This window comes from Hypericibacter terrae (assembly GCF_008728855.1).
In the GTDB taxonomy this organism is placed as follows: Bacteria; Pseudomonadota; Alphaproteobacteria; order Dongiales; family Dongiaceae; genus Hypericibacter; species Hypericibacter terrae.
In genome coordinates this window covers 1361412-1379370 of the sequence record NZ_CP042906.1, presented here as the reverse complement: position 1 = coordinate 1379370, position 17959 = coordinate 1361412, and the positions used below count along the sequence as shown (strand labels likewise).

Annotated in this window: 16 protein-coding genes; 6 read left to right on the top strand and 10 right to left on the bottom strand. The window is 67.2% G+C overall.

All coding sequences use genetic code 11. The annotated features are described in order from the left end of the window. Positions 1-64: 64 nt before the first annotated feature. The 3 genes from FRZ44_RS06295 to FRZ44_RS06285 form a co-directional block, all read right to left on the bottom strand. On the bottom strand, positions 65-1222 hold the full coding sequence (locus tag FRZ44_RS06295; RefSeq protein ID WP_151176380.1) for an MFS transporter: 1158 nt from the start codon (positions 1220-1222) through the stop codon (positions 65-67). Between the two features lie 74 nt (positions 1223-1296). Beyond that, a complete protein-coding gene (locus FRZ44_RS06290; protein WP_151176379.1) occupies positions 1297-2463 on the bottom strand; it encodes a CaiB/BaiF CoA transferase family protein in 1167 nt (388 codons plus the stop codon). 3 nt (positions 2464-2466) lie between these two features. Continuing rightward, positions 2467-3201: an enoyl-CoA hydratase/isomerase family protein gene (locus FRZ44_RS06285; RefSeq protein WP_191908613.1), complete on the bottom strand. Its 735-nt coding sequence runs from the start codon at positions 3199-3201 to the stop codon at positions 2467-2469. Positions 3202-3385: 184 nt separating this feature from the next. Between FRZ44_RS06285 and FRZ44_RS06280 the strand changes: the two genes are divergently transcribed. The 3 genes from FRZ44_RS06280 to FRZ44_RS06270 all read left to right on the top strand — a co-directional run bounded on the left by FRZ44_RS06280 (position 3386) and on the right by FRZ44_RS06270 (position 6425). Further along, positions 3386-4783 (top strand): amidase, encoded by a 1398-nt coding sequence (locus FRZ44_RS06280; protein ID WP_225308572.1) that lies wholly within the window; start codon positions 3386-3388, stop codon positions 4781-4783. Between the two features lie 58 nt (positions 4784-4841). Further along, positions 4842-5264 carry a DUF983 domain-containing protein gene (locus FRZ44_RS06275; protein ID WP_151176376.1) on the top strand — a complete coding sequence of 141 codons (423 nt, stop codon included), beginning with the start codon at positions 4842-4844 and terminating at the stop codon, positions 5262-5264. Between the two features lie 102 nt (positions 5265-5366). Then, a complete protein-coding gene (locus tag FRZ44_RS06270; protein ID WP_225308571.1) occupies positions 5367-6425 on the top strand; it encodes an aldose epimerase family protein in 1059 nt (352 codons plus the stop codon). A gap of 244 nt (positions 6426-6669) precedes the next feature. Here the strand turns inward: FRZ44_RS06270 and FRZ44_RS06265 are convergent, their stop codons facing one another. From FRZ44_RS06265 to FRZ44_RS06240, 6 genes are all read right to left on the bottom strand, one after another. Next, positions 6670-7860, bottom strand: coding sequence for a cupin domain-containing protein (locus tag FRZ44_RS06265; protein WP_151176375.1), 1191 nt, complete (start codon positions 7858-7860; stop codon positions 6670-6672). 210 nt (positions 7861-8070) lie between these two features. Then, the gene (locus FRZ44_RS06260; protein ID WP_151176374.1) at positions 8071-9096 is read right to left on the bottom strand and encodes a zinc-binding dehydrogenase; all 1026 of its coding nucleotides are present in this window, start codon (positions 9094-9096) and stop codon (positions 8071-8073) included. Then, positions 9096-10352, bottom strand: coding sequence for a beta-ketoacyl-ACP synthase (locus FRZ44_RS06255; RefSeq protein WP_151176373.1), 1257 nt, complete (start codon positions 10350-10352; stop codon positions 9096-9098). The genes FRZ44_RS06260 and FRZ44_RS06255 overlap by 1 nt, the downstream gene beginning before the upstream one ends. A 20-nt stretch (positions 10353-10372) precedes the next feature. Continuing rightward, a complete protein-coding gene (locus FRZ44_RS06250) occupies positions 10373-11578 on the bottom strand; it encodes a beta-ketoacyl-ACP synthase (protein WP_151176372.1) in 1206 nt (401 codons plus the stop codon). A gap of 150 nt (positions 11579-11728) precedes the next feature. Next, positions 11729-12181: a 3-hydroxyacyl-ACP dehydratase FabZ family protein gene (locus tag FRZ44_RS06245; protein ID WP_151176371.1), complete on the bottom strand. Its 453-nt coding sequence runs from the start codon at positions 12179-12181 to the stop codon at positions 11729-11731. 38 nt (positions 12182-12219) lie between these two features. Further along, on the bottom strand, positions 12220-12501 hold the full coding sequence (locus tag FRZ44_RS06240) for an acyl carrier protein (RefSeq protein ID WP_151176370.1): 282 nt from the start codon (positions 12499-12501) through the stop codon (positions 12220-12222). A 292-nt stretch (positions 12502-12793) separates the two neighbouring features. Between FRZ44_RS06240 and pgi the strand changes: the two genes are divergently transcribed. Both pgi and FRZ44_RS06230 read left to right on the top strand, forming a co-directional pair. Continuing rightward, positions 12794-14380 (top strand): glucose-6-phosphate isomerase, encoded by a 1587-nt coding sequence (gene pgi / locus FRZ44_RS06235; RefSeq protein ID WP_151176369.1) that lies wholly within the window; start codon positions 12794-12796, stop codon positions 14378-14380. A gap of 207 nt (positions 14381-14587) precedes the next feature. Continuing rightward, on the top strand, positions 14588-15751 hold the full coding sequence (locus tag FRZ44_RS06230) for an IS4 family transposase (RefSeq protein WP_151175693.1): 1164 nt from the start codon (positions 14588-14590) through the stop codon (positions 15749-15751). 51 nt (positions 15752-15802) lie between these two features. Here FRZ44_RS06230 and corA read toward each other — a convergent pair whose 3' ends face one another. Next, entirely contained in the window at positions 15803-16801 is a 999-nt protein-coding gene (gene corA, locus FRZ44_RS06225; RefSeq protein WP_151176368.1) for a magnesium/cobalt transporter CorA, read from the bottom strand. 323 nt (positions 16802-17124) lie between these two features. Here corA and FRZ44_RS06220 point away from each other — a divergent pair, with 323 nt between their 5' ends. After that, positions 17125-17940 (top strand): N-formylglutamate amidohydrolase, encoded by an 816-nt coding sequence (locus tag FRZ44_RS06220; RefSeq protein WP_151176367.1) that lies wholly within the window; start codon positions 17125-17127, stop codon positions 17938-17940. Positions 17941-17959 lie beyond the last annotated feature (19 nt).

Here is a 17959-nt window from a genome sequence, read left to right as displayed (position 1 = left end):
ATCCAGACTTCTCTGGCCCTGGATCGCCGGGTCGAGCCCGGCGATGACAGATCAGGGCCGTACCCTACCCTCGCATCATCGCGCGGCGGATCAGGCCGAAGAGAAGGAACGCCGCCGACACGGCGGCGATCATCACCGGCAGGCCCATGGCGCCGAAGCGGTCCATCGAGAGGCCGGCGGCGGGCGGTCCGGAGAGGCTGCCGACCTGATAGGCCATGATGAAGAGCGCGTTGGCGCCGGCGAGCTCATGGGCCGGGAAACGGTCGCCCATGAGCGCCAGCGCCGCGGTATAGACGCCGAACACCACGCCGCCCCAGATGAAGATCAGCGGCCAGAGCAACAGCGGCTCGCTTGCCGCCAGGGGCAGCAGGAGCGCGCCGGCGCCGGTCACGACCGAGCAGCCCAGCAGCGTGCCGCGCCGGCTCCAGTGATCGGCGAGCCAGCCGACCGGCCATTGCATGAGGAGACTGCCGGCCGCGAAGACCGAGATCAGCCGCGCCGCATCGGCCTGCGAGAATCCCTCGGCCACGCCCCAGACCGGCAGCAAGGCCATCACGGCCATGTCGACGGCGCCGCCGGCCGCCGCGCCGACCAGCACGGTCGGCGCATGTTTGAGCGCGGTCCAGGGATGCAGCGGCTCCTGCCGCGAGAAATCGGGCGAAAGCCCGCGGGCGAACAGCAGCGGCAGCGCCGTCAGCGAGGTCGCGCCCATGATGAAGAGGTAGGGCCAGAAGCCGTCGATCCCGATCGCGGAGATGATGAAGGGCCCGATCATCATGCCCGACGCGATCACGGTGGCGTAGACCGCCATGATGCGGCCGCGCGTCTCGGGCCGGGCCACCATGTTGAGCCAGGATTCGCTCGTCATCCAGCCGATGGCGCCGAGGAAGCCCGCCAGAAAGCGCCAGCCATACCAGGTCCAGGGATCGGTCAGGTAATAGAGCGGCGTCAGCAGCGTGAAGCCCACCGCCGACAGCATCAAGGTCCGCAGCGCCCCCAGGCGCCGCACGACCAGGGGCGCCACCGCGCCGAAACAGATCACCGAGATCGGGAACATGGCGGCGTTGAGCCCGATCAGCCCCGCATCGAAGCCGCGCCGCTCCAGCTGCAGCGAGATCAGCGGCAGCAGCGAGGCCATCGACATGCCCGCGCCAAATCCGGCCGAGATGATGGCGGCAAGGCTGCGCCGGCGCTGGCGTTCCGTGAGGGCGATGGCGGTCATGGCTGGAAGGCGGATCCCCGAGTGAGGCGGCGCACTCTAGCGGGGGATTCTCCGAAGAGCCAGCCAGCCCTCGCTCAGCGCGGGAAGGTGGCGAGCGCCTCGATCTCGCCTTCGCCATAGCCGAGCTCGCGCAGGATGTCGCGCGTGTCCTGGCCCAGCGCCGGCGCGGCCCGTTCGGGCGGCGCGTTGCGCGGCGCGATCGGCGACCGCACGAAGGACATAGGGCCGCCCTCGGCGGTCTCGACCGTCGAGAAGGCCGCATATTCCCGCGCGATATCGCTCTCGGCGATCGAGGCAATATTGTTGACAGCCGAGCAAGGGATGGCGGCAGCGGCCAGGGTCTCCAGCCAATAGGCGCTGGGATGAGCGCGCAGATGCGCCCCCAGCACCTCGTCCAAGAGATCGCGATTGGCGAGCCGCGGTTCGTCCTGCTCGAAGCGCGGATCATGCTCGAGATCGGGGCGACCGATCGCCTGGCAGAAACGGCCCCAGTCCTTGGCGCTGCCGAGCGCGATGACGATGTCATGATCCGCCGTCGGATAGGGTTCGAAGGGTGTGAAGGAAGGATGGCGCGAGCCGATCGGGCCCGGAACGATGCCGGCATTGAGATAGCGGGCGAAGGCGTTCTCGAGACAGGCCCATTGGCAGGCCAGCATCGAGACATCGACCGGTGGCGTCTGCGCTGCTCCCTTCGCGTCGCGCCTATAGAGCCGCTCGAGGATGCCGATCGCACAGAATAGGCCCGAGGCGATGTCGCCCACCGAGAACCCGACCCGCGTCGGTTCGCCGCCCAAGGAACCGTTGATACTCATCATGCCGCTCATGGCCTGCACGACGATGTCGTAGGCGGGTCGACGCGCGAGGCTTCCCTCCTGGCCGAAGCCGCTGATCGAGGCGCGCACCAGCCGCGGATTGATCCGCAACAAGTCTTCGTCGCTGCAGCCAAGCCGATCACGCACGCCGGGGCGCATGTTCTCGATGAAGACATCGGCGGTGGCAAGCAGGCGATGCAGGGCTTCGCGGCCGTCGGGCTGCTTCAGATCGAGCACGAGGCTGCGCTTGTTGCGATTGAGGCTGGCGAAATAGAGGCTGATCCCGTCCTTGAAGGGCGGCGAGACGCGGGCCATGTCACCGTCGGGATTCTCGACCTTGATGATCTCGGCGCCGAGCGAGCCCAGCAGCCAGGTGCAATAGGGGCCCGACAGCACACTGGTGAGATCGACGATCCGGATGCCCTGCAAGCGTCAGCCCTTTCGCAGTTTCGAGCGGGCGGCGGCATCGCTGCCGAAGATCGCCCGGTAGCAATCCTCGACCGTCGCGGCATCGGCGAAGCGGTCGCAGATGCGCTTCATGGCGACGAGCTCGTGAAGCTCGGCCGCCAGCGCGCCGGCGCTGACTCGCGCGGCCGCCGTCTCGAGGGCGCCGGCCGGAACCACATCGTCCACCAGGCCCCAGCGCAGCGCTTCCGAAGCCTCCAGCCGATGTCCGACCATCAGCAGCATCTTGGTCCGCGAGGGACCCGTCAGCGCCTGAAGCCGCGCCAGATCGCGCGGCGACGGCAGCACCTTGTTCTTGAGCGCGGGATAGAAGATCCGCGCCCCCTCGACTGCGAGGCGCAGATCGAAGGCCAGCGCCAGGGCAAGCCCCCCGCCGGCACAGGCGCCGTTCAACAGCGCCAGGGTCAGGAGCGGCAACCGCGCGATCTTGTCGGTGACGCGTTCCCATAAGGCATCGAAGGCGCGCGCCGCCGCCAGATCGGCGGTCTCGGTCCGCAGCTCGGCCAGGTCGGCGCCGGCGCAGAAGGCGCGATCCCCCGCCCCGGTCAAGATCAGGACGCGCGCCGTGTCGTCGGCCGCCACCTCGTCCAGCCGCTGGTCGAGCTCGATCAGCAGCGCCCGGCTCATCGCATTGGATTTCTCGGGCCGATCGATGGTGAGGCGAACGAGACCGGCCGAACGGTCGAGACGCAGTTCGGACAAGAGAGAGTCCTCACGGTCGTGGGAAAAGTCGGGGCACCAGGATGACCTATCGGCCGAGACCCGGCAACCGGTCGAACGAGGCTCTCCATTCGATGGAGCGGGCAAGCCGAAGCCCCGCTCGACAAACCTTCCTTTGCGTGAGAGGAATCGCGGCAACATTTCCCTCCCGACGGAGCCTCCCCTCGTGACCACCGACCCCGCCCTCCTCTCCGCCACCGAGCTCCTTTCGCTCTACCGCGCCAAGAAGCTCTCGCCGGTCGAGGCGACCAAGGCGGCGCTCGATCGCATCCGCAAGCATGACGGGCGCTTCAATTCCTTCTGCCTCGTGGACGAGGAGGGTGCGCTCAAATCGGCGAAGGCGTCCGAGGCGCGCTGGCAGAAGGGCCAGCCGCAGGGCCTCGTCGACGGCGTGACCGCGACGGTCAAGGATCTGCTCCTGACCAAGGGCTGGCCCACCTTGCGCGGCAGCAAGGTCGTTTCCCGCGACCAGGCCTGGGACGAGGACGCACCCTGTGTGGCCCGGCTGCGCGAGGAGGGCGCGGTTCTGCTCGGCAAGACCACCACGCCCGAGTTCGGCTGGAAGGGCGTGACCGACAGCCGGCTCACCGGCATCACGCGCAATCCCTGGAACACGGAGCGCACGCCGGGCGGCTCCTCGGGCGGTGCCGCGGTCGCGGCCGCCTGCGGCATGGGCGCGCTCAATCTCGGCACCGACGGCGGCGGCTCGATCCGCATCCCGGCGAGCTTCACCGGCATCTTCGGGCTGAAGCAGACCTATGGCCGCGTGCCGGCCCACCCCTTGAGCCCGTTCGGCACCGTCGCCCATGTCGGGCCGATGACGCGCACCGTCGCCGACGCGGCGCTGATGCTGAATGTGCTGGCGAAACCCGATGAGCGCGACTGGTACGCGCTGCCCTATGACGGCACCGATTTCACCAAGGACATCGATGCCGGCGTCAAGGGCCTGAAGATCGCCTGGAGCCCCACGCTCGGCGACAACCGGGTCGATCCCGAGGTGGCCGCGATCACGGCCAAGGCCGCGCGCGTCTTCGCCGACGAGCTCGGCGCCACGCTCGAGGAGACCGACCTCAAATTCGAGAATGTCGGCGATGTCTTCGTGAAACACTGGTTCCCCGGCGCCGCCAACGCTCTCCGGACCTTCACGCCCGAGCAGAGGAAGCAGATGGATCCGGGCCTGGTCGAGGTCGCCGAGGCCGGCGCCGCCATGAGCCTGATGGACTATCTGGCCGCGGTGAAGGCGCGCGAGGCCTTCGGCGTGATGATGAACCGCTTCCACAAGCGCTACGACCTGCTGCTGACGCCGATGATGCCGCTGCCGGCCTTCCAGGCCGGCATGGAGGTGCCGCCGGAGGACGAGGGCGGGCGCTGGACCGACTGGTCGCCCTTCAGCTACCCCTTCAATCTGACCCAGCAGCCGGCCGCGTCGGCGCCTTGCGGATTCACCAAGAGCGGCCTCCCGGTGGGTCTCCAGATCGTGGGCGCGCGCTATGCCGAAACCCAGGTTTTGCGCGCCTCCCGGGCCTTCGAGCGGGCGCGACCTTTCGTCATGCCAAACTTGTAGAACCCGGCCTTAAACTCCATCTCAGTCAGCGAATGGTTATCAAAGGCCGAAGCTTTCCATGACCTCTCCCTTGATCGAGCCCACACCCGAACCCGCCCTGTCCGTTCCCGCCGGCCGCTGGAGCCACATGGCGCCGATCAGCTTCGGAACAGCGTTGAAGCGCGGCTTGCGGCGGCGCTGTCCGCGCTGCGGCCAGGGGTCGCTGTTCAAGGGCTATCTGTCGATGGCGGATCATTGCTCCAACTGCGAGCTCGCCTTCGAGCCCTACCGCTCCGACGACGTGCCGGCCTATTTCACCATCCTGATCGTCGGCCATATCGTGGTGCCGGGCCTCCTCGCCATGGAAAAGACCATGCATCCGGCCGAATGGGTGCAGCTGGCGGTCTGGCTGCCGGTCACGCTGTTCGGCACGCTGGCCTTGCTGCCCTTCATCAAGGGCGCCGTGATCGGTGCCATCTGGCGCTCGAAGCAGGACAAATAGCGCCGTCCTCCCTCCCGGCTTGCCTGCGGCGCCAAACCTGATCTCACACCTCCGATGCGCTATCCTCCCCCCTGACGATTCGGGGCCTGCAGGGAGCATCCGGTGGCGATCGCCCGGGATAATTTTGGCCAGATAGAGGGGCGGGCGGTTCCGCGCTTCACCCTGACGAACAAGGTCGGGCTCGTGGCCCGCTTCATCGGCTATGGCGCGACCCTGACCGAGCTGCATCTGCCGGATCGCCGGGGTCGGCTGGCCGACATCGTGCTGGGCTTCGACAGGCTCGAGGATTATCGGGCCAGCGACGCCTATATGGGCGCCACCTGCGGCCGCTATGGCAACCGCATCGAGAAAGGGCGCTTCGCGCTCGATGGCCGGACCTACCAACTGAGCCTGAACGAGAAGCACAACCACGCGCATGGCGGCGTGAAGGGCTACGACAAGCAGATCTGGAACGGCGCGGTCGCCGACGATGGCGAGACCCTGATTTTCACCCATCGCGCCCCCGACGGCGAGAACGGCTATCCCGGGACGCTCGACCTCCAGGTCGCGGTCGCGCTGACCGAGGCCAACGAGCTGTCGATCGACATGACCGCGACGACCGACAAGCCGACGATCGTCAATCTGGTGCATCACAGCTATTTCAATCTCGCCGGCCAGGGCTCGGGCGACGTCCTGCGGCAGGAGCTCCGGATCGCGTCGGATTCCTACACGCCGGTCGATCGCGACCTGATCACCACCGGCGAGATAGCGCCGGTCGCGGGCACGGCTTTCGACTTCACCGCTTTCAAGCCGATCGGCCGCGACATCGAACGCGTGCCCTATCCCCAGGGCCATGCGGAGAATGCCGGCGGTTACGACCATAATCTCGTGCTGCGCGGCCGCCCGGGCACCATGCGCCGCGCGGTCGAGGCGCGCGATCCCGCCTCGGGCCGGGCCTTTGACCTCGAAACGGACGAGGCGGGCCTGCAGTTCTATACCGCCGCCGAATTGAGCGCGGCGGTGATCGGCAAGGGCGGCCGCGCCTATTGTCGATATGGCGGCTTCGCGCTGGAGACGCAGAAATACCCCAACTCGCCCAACCAGCCCGCCTTCCCGCAACCCCGCCTCGACCCCGGCGAGATCTATCGCCACCGGATGAGGTTCCGGTTCTACACGGTGTGAGGGCTGGAGATTTTCTTCCCTCTCCCTCACGAAAGCGAGGGACAAGGTTGCATAGGCTTAGTCGGAGCGGAGACTTAGCCGAAGCTGGGAGAGGGTGTTCGCCGGGAAAGACCCACCTCCCCCAGCTCCGGGTAAGCGTAAGCTGCGCTTGCGCCAACCCTGCGCAACCCTCTCCGCCCGCTACGCGGGCAGAGAGGAAAGAATAAGGTGCGGGGGTGGCGGGAGCGCTATTCCAACCCTTCGGTCATTTCTTCCGCCGATCCTGGATCGCGTAGAACTTCTTGATCGGCGCCAGCGTTTCCCAGGTGCCCTTGAAGCCCGCCGGGATCATGAAGGCTTCGCCCTTCTTGAAGGTCTTGCTCTGGCCGTTCGCGGCCGTGAGCTTCACCTTGCCCGCGAGCAGATAGATGAACTCCTCTTCGCCGTAATCGACCGCCCATTTGCCCTTGGTCGCGGTCCAGATGCCGGAGACGAAGGTGCCGGTCGCATCGGTATAGAAGTTCTGCGTCGTGGTCCTGGGCTTGCCGCTGATCGGTGCCGCGATCGTCGCCTTGTCGATCTTGGGTCCCTTGCCGCCGATCTTCACCGGCAGCACCGCCTTCGCCGAAACTTTACGCGCCATCGTCTCTTTCCTCGCTTTGTCGGGTTTGGATGTCTGGGCTGCCGCCGGCGGCTTCTGCGCCCGCCAGCGGCCGGGGCGATGTTCGCCCTTGTCGAGCACCACGGTCATGGCGCGCCAGTTCTCGACGAAATGATCGGCCTGCTGTCGCCCCAGCAACTCGGTAATGCGGGGATGGAGCTCGCCCGCCAGCAATTCATGCTCGCGATGGGCCTCGGTGCGGTACCAGCCGCCATCCTCCTCGACCGTGACCTTGTCGAATCCGAGTTTCTTCAGGACGCGCTTGTGGAAAGCCGGCGTCTCCATCGCATAGGTGAGACCTTCCATCTTGTAGAAATAGCGCATGTCGTCGGTGATCGGGCCCGGCCCCTTCATCCAGTCATAGACCGCGAACCAGCCGCCCGGCTTCAGCACGCGCCGGACTTCCGCGAACATCGCCTCCTTGGCGGCGATCTGGGTGAAGGCGCCGGAACTGTAGACCAGGTCGAAGCTCCCGTCGGGGAAGGGCAGCGGGCCGGGCCTGGTCAGCTTGAAGCCGACGCGGTCCGAGAAACCTTTCGCCGCCACCAGCTTGCGGGCGCGCTCGATGACCGGCGCCTCGATATCGAGCCCCACGACCTTGGCGCCCATCTGCGCCAGCACGATATCCGGTCCGCCCAGCCCCGAGCCGATATCGAGCACGCGCTTGCCCTTCAGATCGAGCCCCGCGACCGTGTCGCGCACCAGATCGGGACCGCCCGGCGCCATGAAGCCCTGCCCCCAGATCAGCTCCAGGAACGTCACCAGATTGTCGGTGTATTCGCCGGTCTCGCTCATCGAGTCCCCTCTTCGATGTGATCGCTTCGCTCTGCTTTGAAGCTTCGAGCGCGATCGACGATCAACGCTGCTCCCTGTTCTTCTCCGACCCCTCCCCCCAACCCCCTCCCACAAGGGAAGGGGGTGAAGGAAACAAGAATGGACTCACCCCCTTCCCTTGTGGGAGGGGGTAGGGGGAGGGGTGGCTCCACACCGTAGCCCGTCAGAAAATTACTCGATCCGCATCACGATTTTCCCGAACACGTCGCGGTTCTTGAGCCGCTCGACCCCCAGCGCCATGTCGGCGAAACCGATCTCGCTGTCGATCACCGGGCGCAGGCCCGCGGCCATCTTGTCGAGGCCTTCGCGGACATTGCGGAAGCTGGCGCCGAAGGAGGCGATGATGCGCAGCTGCTGCTGGAACAGATGGGAGAGATTGGTCTCGGCCGTCATGCCGGTGGTCGAGCCGCAGGTGACGAGCCGGCCGCCCTTCGCCAATGACAGCAGGCTGCCGGCCCAGGTGGCGGGGCCGACATGCTCGAACACCACATCGACGCCGCGCTTGCCCGTGAGCCGGCGCGCGACGCTCTCGAAGCGCCCGGTGGTGTAGTTCACCACATGGTCGGCGCCGAGGCCCCGCATCCTCTCGAGCTTGGCGTCGCTCCCCGCCGTTGCGATCACCGTGGCCCCCGCCTGCTTCGCCATTAGGATCGCGGTGGAACCGACGCCGGAGCCGCCGGCCTGGATCAGAATCCACTCGCCGCGCTCGAGCTTCGCATTGTCGAACAGCATATGCTGCACGGTCGCGAAGGTGAGCGGGGCGCAGGCCGCGTCGCTCCAGCTCACGGCCGCCGGCAGCTTGAAGGCGTTGGTGCTGGGGATGTTGAGCCGCTCGCGCGCCATGCCGTCGACATGGAAGCCCATGATGCCGGCGACGTTCTCGCAGAGATTCTCGCGCAAGGAGCGGCAGGCCTTGCAATGCCCGCAGACCAGCCCGGCATAGAGCGCCACGCGGTCGCCGTTCTGGAAACCGATCACGCCGGGCCCGCGCGCCACCACCTCGCCCACGCCTTCGACCCCGGCCACGATCGGGAGCGTGCGTTTGACGAAGGCCATGCCGCGCGCGCCCCAGAGATCGATATGGTTGAGCGCCACGCGGCGCATCGCGATCTGCAGCTCACCCTTGCCCGGCGGCGGCGGCTCCGGCAGATCGACCGGCTCGAGCCGGCCCTCCTCGATCAGCGAGAGCGCGCGCATCAGGCCGCGTCGAGACCGAGCACGAGGCTCGTATTCTGGCCGCCGAAGCCGAAGGAGTTGGAGAGGATGCGCCGAACCCTGGCGTCGCGGGCCTGGTTGGGCACGACGTCGAGCGGAATCGCCGGATCGGGCTCGCGGTAATTGATGGTCGGCGGCAGGCGCTGATCGCGCATCGTCATCATCGCGAAGGCCGCCTCGATCAGACCGGCCGCCGTCAGGGTATGGCCGATCATGGATTTGTTGGAGCTGACCGGGACCCTGGCCATGCGGTCGCCGAAGACGGCCTGCATCCCCAGGGTTTCCATCTTGTCGTTCTCGGGCGTGCCCGTGCCATGGGCGTTGACATAGTCGATCGCCTCGGGCCCGAGCCCGGCATCCGCCAGCGCGTTGCGCATGCAGCGGATGATCGGCGCGCCATCGGGGCTTGAGCGGGTGCGGTGGAAATTGTCCGCGGCCTCGCCGCAGCCCAGCACATAACCGAGGATCCTGGCGCCGCGAGCCCGCGCGGCTTCCGCGTCCTCGAGCACGAAGGCCGCGGCCCCCTCGGCCATGACGAAGCCGTCGCGATTCTTGGAGAAGGGCTTCGCGGCCTTCGCCGGATCCTCGCCCGCGGTCGAGAGGGCGGAGAGCAAGGAGAAGCGGATGATGGCCTCGGGCTGAACCGAGGCGTCGGCGCCGAGCGCCAGAGCCGCGGTCGCCTCGCCGCGCCGGATCGCCTCGACGCCGAGTTGGATGACGGTGGCGCCCGACGCGCAGGCGGTCGAGATCGTGGCCGGCGCGCCGCGCGTGCCGAACTCCTGGGCGATATGGTCGGCGATGAAGCCGTTGAGGAAATGTTCATGCGCCTCATTGCCGAGCCGAGTGGCGGCGGCCATCGCCCCGTAGCGGACCGAATGCGCACGGGCGGCGAAGCCGCGGCGCTGCGGCCATTCATGTTCGATCGGCGGGCCCGCGAGGAACAACGGCCCGGGGAAGTCGCCGGGCCGGCCGAGGCCGCTCTGCGCCAGCGCCTCGCGCGCCACCCGACGCGCCGCCTCCAGCGTGATGCTGGGCGTGTCCGGCGATTCCGGCGCCACGAAATCGATGGTGCCGGCGAAATCGGTGCGCAGATTGTCGATCGGGAAGCGCCGGATGCGCTTGATCCCGGACTCGCCGGCGCTCAGGCGCCGCCAATTCTCCTCGCGGCCTTCGCCGAGCGAGGTCAGGATGCCGATGCCCGTGATCGCCACCGGCCGGGAGAATTCGCGTCGCGTCATGACCAGCCTCCTCCCGTCATTCAGGGCGCTTCGAGCAGCGCCAGGCCTTCGCCCCGGTGATGACCCCAGCCCGTGACCAGCATCTGGGTCAACCCCTGCGCCGGCCCTGCCGTTTCGAGCGGCTCGGCCTCATCCAGGGCCGCGAACAGGCTGCCCTGCTCCAGACAGGTGATAGCAAGCGCCAGATTGCCGAGGAAAGAGGCTTCCATCGCATGGCCCCAGGCGCCGGCCGTGCCGCGCACCGCAAGCCCGCCCAAAGATTGGCTCCAGCACTGCAGCAGGCCGCGCTCCTCGCCGGTGATCGGGCCGGAGCCGCAGGCGCCGGAGAGCAGTCCCACCCGGCCGCGGGTGAGCTGCGGTTCAACCGCCGTCCATTGCCGCCCGGCGGCAGCGGTGGCGGCACCCGGCTCGCGCCCGCTGCGATCGGCCACCACGGCACTCAACCGCGCCGACGGAACGCGCCCGCGCGCTTTCGCATGCTCGGGCGATTCCAGGACCAGCGCGGCGCCCAGGCTGCCCAGCGCAATCCCGGCGCGGGGCCGGTGCCAGAGCGGCTGCCAGGGCCGATCGAGCAACAGCCCGGCGGGGCGATAAAGCAACATCATGTCCCAGCGGCTGGCATTGAAGGCGCCGCTCACCAGCGCCACCTCGCTCTGGCCCGAGCGGATGCGCGCGAAGCCGTCGCGCACCGCATCGATGCCGGCGAGCTCCTCGCCCATGAAGGTCCGGCTCGAGCCGGTGACGCCATGGACGATCGAGATATTGCCGGCGATCAGGTTCGGCAATTGCGCCAGGAACAGGGTCGGGCGCAGGTCGTTGAGCAGCCGCTCATTGAGGAAGGCCCCCGGGTTCGCGGCCTGCTCGATGCCGGCGAGGATCTGCTCGTCGACCGCGAGATCGCGCTCGCCGCCGGGGCCGGCGACGACGAGATCGGTGCGGGCCAGCAGGCCTGCGTCGCCCGTGAGTCCCGCTTCCTGCAGCGCCAGGCCGGAGGCCGCGACGGCATAATGCATCAGCGGCCCCATCGCGCGCTGATCGCCCTTCTTCGGAATGAATCGGTCAAGATCGAGCGCGCCGATCGGATGCACCGGGAAGGGCGCGAAGCTGGTCTCGTCGATCGCGGCTCGCCAGCGCGCGGGCTCGCGCAGCGCCGCCGCGTGCGCCTCGCCGCCCTCGCCCAGCGCCGAGATCAAGCCCCGGCCGGTGATCCAGACGTCACGTTGCATGCGAACCGGCCCTTGGTAGCGGTAGAAGAGCCCCCTCCCCCGCTTCGCGGGGGAGGGTGAGGGAGGGGGCTGCTCGGTGGCGACATCGCGTCGTCCCCCTCCCTGACCCTCCCCCTGAAGGGGGAGGGGACGGTGACTACAATACTCGCCTCACGGCATTCCGATCCGGTCGGCGAAGGCGCGCAGGTTGCGGCGCATGGTTTCGCTCGGATAGGGCAGGCTGCGCAGCATGATCTGGGCATCGGCCACGGATTTGCCGCCGGCTTCGCAGCGCGCCTGCGTCACCCAGAAGCCCGATCCCTCATGCTCGACCTTGGCGATCACGGTCAGGACCGTCGCTGGCCGCACGAAGGTCCGCAGCTTCGCTTCCTTGATGCCCGCGAGGAAAGGCATGCGCTCATAGGCCGAAAGGGCGAGCAGAAGATATCCCGAGGTCTGCGCCATGGCCTCGACCAGCAGCACGCCCGGAACGATCGGATGGCCGGGGAAATGGCCTTCGAACACGGTCGAGGTCTCCGGCACCTCGGCGCGGCAGCGGATCTCGCGCCCCTCGAGATCGAGGTTCTCGAGGCGGTCCACCATCTGGAAGTAATCGAATTGCATGGGGCGCGCCTGCGGGGGATCGATGGACGCGAACGCGATCAGGCGACCTTGGCCGCGACCAGCTCGTCGATCCGCAGGCAGAGATTCTTCAGGACGAAATAATCGTCGATCTTGGACTTGCCCTCGTTGATATCCTGCATCCAGCGCTCGACCGGCATCTTGATGCCGAAGCGCTTGTCGATGGCAAAGGTGACATCGAGAAAATCCAGGCTGTCGATACCGAGATCGTCGATGGTGTGCGACTCGGGCGTGATCTTCCCGCGGTCGATGCTGCAGACCTCGTTGATGATGTCGGCGACGGAATCGAAGGTCTGGCTCATGCAGGGGGCGCGAAGCTCGGATGACCGTGAAATCTGGAATGTCCCGGCAATCTAGGCAGTTCGGCGGGCCGGCGCAACATCGGGCCGTGCCCTGAAATTTCCGCGGTTTCCGCGGGAATCCGCAGCGGAATCGACGGGCCCGCGCGAGCGTTCCCGATTGCAAGGGGACTGGCGCGGCGCGGCCTCAGTTCCCTACTCTCTTGCGAGCGCCCGCCCCCTCGTTCGTCCCGCCGGCGCGACGCAGGCCCGGTTCTCGGGATCGGCCGGTTTCATCGTCCAGCAGGAGTCACGGATGGCGCCTTCTCCCCTCTCGCCCGCCTGGCAAGCCTTGCAGACCCACGCCAAGACGCTGACCCGAATCCGTCTGACCGACCTTTTCGAGCAGGACGGCTCGCGCGCCGAACGCTTCGCGCTGGAGCAGGACGACCTGTTTCTCGATTTCTCCAAGAACCGCATCACCAACAAGACCCTCGATCTCCTGAAGGCGCTGGCCGAGGAAGCACAGCTGGCCCGCTGGAAGGAGCGGCTCTTCGCCGGGGAGCCCGTAAACGGCAGCGAAGGGCGCGCGGCCTTCCATATGGCGCTGCGGGCCGACCCGGCGCAGCCGATGCGGATCGGCGACACGGACGTGATGCCGGAGGTCGCGGCCCAGCTCGCGCGCATGGAGGAATTCAGCGAGGCCCTGCGCAACGGGCGCTGGACCGGCTTCGACGGGCGTCCGATCACCGATCTGGTCTCGATCGGCATCGGCGGCTCCTATCTGGGGCCGGCGCTGGCGGTCGAGGCGCTGGCGGGTCCCAAACCCACGGGCCCGCGGGTCCATTTCCTGGCCAACCCCGACGGCGGCGCGCTGACCCGCCTGCTCGAGACGCTCGAGCCGGCGACGACGCTGTTCCTGGTCGTCTCCAAAAGCTTTTCGACCGCCGAGACCCGGCTCAATGCCGAGGCGGCGCGCGAATGGTTCCTGGCGCGCGGCGGCAAGCGCGAGGATCTGCCGAAGCATTTCCGGGCGGTCTCGACCAACCGGCCCGCGATCGCCGAGTTCGGCCTCGATCCCGAGGCCGCCTTCGCCATATGGGATTGGGTCGGCGGCCGCTACTCGCTCTGGTCGGCGGTCGGGCTGCCGATCGCGGTGGCCCACGGCTTTCCGGTGTTCCGCGAGCTTCTCGCCGGCGCGCGCGCCATGGACCGGCATTTCCTGAACGCGCCCGTCGAACGCAACATGCCGACGCTGCTGGCGCTCCTCAGCCTCTGGTACGGCGGCTGCCTGGGGACGGAGACGCACGCCATCATCGCCTATGACAGCGCGCTGGCGCTGTTGCCCGGCTATCTGCAGCAGCTGGTCATGGAGAGCAACGGCAAGGGCGTCACCCGCGAGGGCAAGCCGGTGCTCCTGCCGACGGCCCCGGTGGTCTGGGGCGGCGTCGGCACCGAGGTGCAGCATGCTTTCCTCCAGGCCTTCCATCAGGGCCCACGGCTGCTGCCGGTCGATCTCATCGGCGTGGCCGAAGACCGGCACGGCAAACCCGCCCATCACGAGATGCTGCTCTCGAACCTGATAGGCCAGGCCGAGGCCCTGATGAGCGGCAGCCCGCAGGCCGATCCGCAGCGCGCCTGCCCCGGCAACCGGCCCAGCAACGTCATCATGATGCGCCGCCTCGATGCGCGCGCGCTGGGCCAGCTCCTGGCGCTCTATGAGCACAAGACCTTCGTCGAGGGCGTCGTCTGGGCCATCGACAGCTTCGATCAATGGGGTGTGGAACTCGGCAAGAAGCTCGCCAGCCGCATCGAGGCGGAGCTGCGCTACGCCGACACGCTGGACCACCACGATGCGTCGACGGCGGCGCTGATAAGGCGGATGCGGAACGGGCGGGGGTAGCGGCTTCTTTTTAATCCCCTCCCCCGCCTTCGGGGCGAGGGAGGGGGCCGCTCGGTTATCGGCATCGCGTCATCCCCCTCCCTGGCCCTCCCCCAAAAGATGCAGGGCTGTCCGGGGAATGAGTCGATAGGTCGCGGGCGCATGCCCGGTTTTCCGGAGGTTTTCCGGGTACTTTCTGGTTGTCGAGACTCAGAAAGGGAACCGGGCATGCAGTACATGGGTAGCATCTTCGTGAGCCTGCTGAAACCCATCGATCGGCGTCAATTCCGCACGCTGGTGGAGCGCCACGACGGCGATGCCTACGACAAATCCTTCAAGAGCTGGGATCATCTGGTGGCGCTGATCTACGCCCAGCTCAGCCACGCCAAGAGCCTGCGGGGGGTGGAGGCGGGTTTCAACGCCAACTCCCAGCATCACTACCATCTGGGGGTCGGGAAGCTGGTTCGTTCGACCTTGTCGGATGCCAATGCGCGCCGTCCAGTGAGTGTGTTTGCGGGGCTGTTTGGCACGCTTTCCCAGGAGGTGGATCGGCTGGCTCGCCAGGAAGGGAACGAGATGCTGCGTTTGATCGACGCCTCGCCGATTCCGCTGGGCAAGGTCTGCGCCTGGGCGGACTGGAACGGCCGGATCCGCGGCATGAAGATGCATGTCGTCTACGATCCCAAGGCCGATCGCCCCTGCTCGGTCGAGGTCACGCCGGCCACCATCAACGACATCGAGGTGGGCCGGCGCGTGCCGATCGAGGCCGGAGCCACCTATGTCTTCGACAAAGGCTATTGTCGCTACAGTTGGTGGTGCCAGATCGACGCCGCCGAGGCGGTCTTCGTCACGCGCGCGAAGTCCAACATGCGCTTGCGCGCCACCAAGCGGCGCAAGCTCCGGAAGATTGTCGGCGACGGCTTCAGGATCATCGACGACGCCGAGGTCCGCCTCGTCAGTAAGGGCGATTCCAAGCTGGCGATCCGGCTGCGTCGGATCCGGGTCCGGCGCGAAAAAGGCGGCGTCATCACCCTCATCACCAACGATATGACCCGCTCGGCCGTGGAAATCGCCACCCTCTACAAGACCCGGTGGCAGATCGAGCTGCTGTTCCGCTGGATCAAGCAGCATCTCGATATTCGCAAGTTCCTTGGCAACAACGAAAATGCCATCCGGCTGCAGGTCCTCGCCGCCATGATCGCCTATCTGCTCCTGCGCATCGGCGCGCGCCTCCACAGCGTGAAAATCCCCCTCCTGCGACTGGCCGAACTCGTCGGCCAGTCGCTCTTTACCAGGAAAACCTTCCACCGTATCGATCGCCCGCCGCCCGTCAATCCAAGCAAGCCATCTCCCAAAGTCCCAGCCAACCAGATGGCGTTCTGTTATGCATGAGTTTCCCCGGACAGCCCTGCAAAAGATGGGGAGGGGATTAGACCGTCATCGCTACAGCCACCCGGCCTTGTGGAAGCGGTAATAGAGATAGCCGCAGGCGCCAGCGATGGCGGCAAGGGTCGCGGGATAACCCCAGGCCCATTCGAGCTCGGGCATGAATTTGAAGTTCATGCCGTAGATGCCGGCGATGGCGGTCGGCACCGCCAGGATGGCGGCCCATCCGGCCAGTTTCTTCATCACCTCGTTCGCCTTGACCGAGGACAGCATCAGATGCGCGTCGAGGGCCGAGCCCAGATTTTCACGCAAGGTCTCCAGTCCCTGACTCGCCTTGATCGCGTGGTCCTGCACGTCGCGGAAATAGGGATAGGTGTCGCGGTCGATCAGCGGCACGTCGAAACGCATGATGCGCGTGCAGATGTCCTGGAGCGGCTGGACCGCATGGCGCAGCGCCACCAGGTCGCGCCTCAGGCCGAACACCTTCTCGATGTCGTCCGAGGTGAAGCGGTTCGAGAAGATGTCATCCTCGATCTGCTCGATCTCGGCTTCCATGGCATCGATGATCGGGAAGTAGTTGTCGACCACGAAGTCCATCAGCGCATAGAGGATGAAATCCTCGCCCTTGCGCAGCATCTGCGGCGCCGCCTCGCAGCGCGCGCGCACGGCGGCGAAGGTCTCGGACGGGCCATGCCGGATGGTGACGACATAGCCGCGGCCGATGAAGAAATGGCTCTCGCCGAAGGCGAACTCGGAGGCCTGCCGGCGCGCGGTGTGCAGCACCAGGAACAGGGTGTCGCCATAGACCTCGAGCTTGGGACGCTGATGGGCCAGATGCGCGTCTTCGATCGCCAGCTCATGCAGGCCGAAACGCTTCTGCACCTTGGCGAGGACTTCTTCGTCCGGATCGTAGAGCCCGATCCAGATCAACTGGCCGGGCGCGTCGGGCACCTCGTCGAGATGCTCGATGTCGATGTCACGGACGGCACGACCGTCGCAATAGAGGCGGCAATTGACGACCTGCTGCGCAGCGGTCGTATTGGGGGTTCCATACATCAGCAGCACCTCGACCCCTCATGCCTCGAGGGGCTTGACCGATTGGGCGGACCATATCATGGCGGCCTCGCCGTGAGCCACCGCAGGATGGCGCAAAACGGTTGCGCCGGGCATGAAATCGAGATCGGCTGCCAGGGCTCCGCCCCTGGGCTTCGAGACCTCGTTCGGCTCCAACCGGACTTGGACTACCCCGTCGTCGCGAGCGGACCCAAGCCGGTTTGCCCGGCATCGGCGCCGAGCTAGACTGAGTGGCAATCGCAATCCCCTTGCCATCATCCCCTCCCCCCTTGTCATCATCCCCTCCCCGTCAGCCCCTCCCGATCATGACCCTCGCGCCGGACAGCCTGCTCGATCCCGACGAACCCGATCCCGTGGCGGTCCATCGGCCCGACGGCCGGTCGCCTTACTTCCTCACCTGCGATCATGCCGGGCGCCTCCTGCCGCGCCGCCTCGGCGATCTGGGCATCCCGGCCTTCGAGCTGGAGCGCCATATCGGCTGGGATATCGGGGCCGCGGGCCTCACCCGGCAGATGGCGCAGCGCCTCGACGCCACGGCCATCCGGCAGATCTATTCGCGGCTGGTCTGCGACTGCAACCGGCCGCCCGATGCCCCCGACTTCGCCACCCTCATCAGCGAGAACACCCATATCCCCGGCAACCGCGACCTGACGCCGGCCGAGCTCGCGGCCCGGCGCGAAGAGATCTGGCGGCCCTATCAGGAGGCCATCGCCCGCCTGCTCGACGCCCGCAAGGCCGCCGGCCAGCCGACCTTGCTGGTCGCCATGCACAGCTTCACGCCGGTCTATAAGGGCCAGTCACGGCCCTGGCATGTGGGGCTGCTCTATAACCGCGACCGGCGCCTCGCCGATGCGATCAGGCCCCTACTCCAGACCGCCCAGGTGCCCATCGACAGCGGTCATGCCGAAGCGGGCAAGCCGCTGGTGGTGGGCGACAACGAGCCCTACCGCCTGACCGACGAGACCGATTACACGGTCCCGGTCCATGGAGAAAAACGCGGCCTCGTCAGCCTCGAGATCGAGGTACGCCAGGATCTGATCGCAAGCCCCCAGGGCCAGGCGGCCTGGGCGGTGCTGTTCGAGACGCTGCTGCGGGAGGTCCAGGGGCGGTTCGTGAATTGAGTTGTATTTCTATTTATCA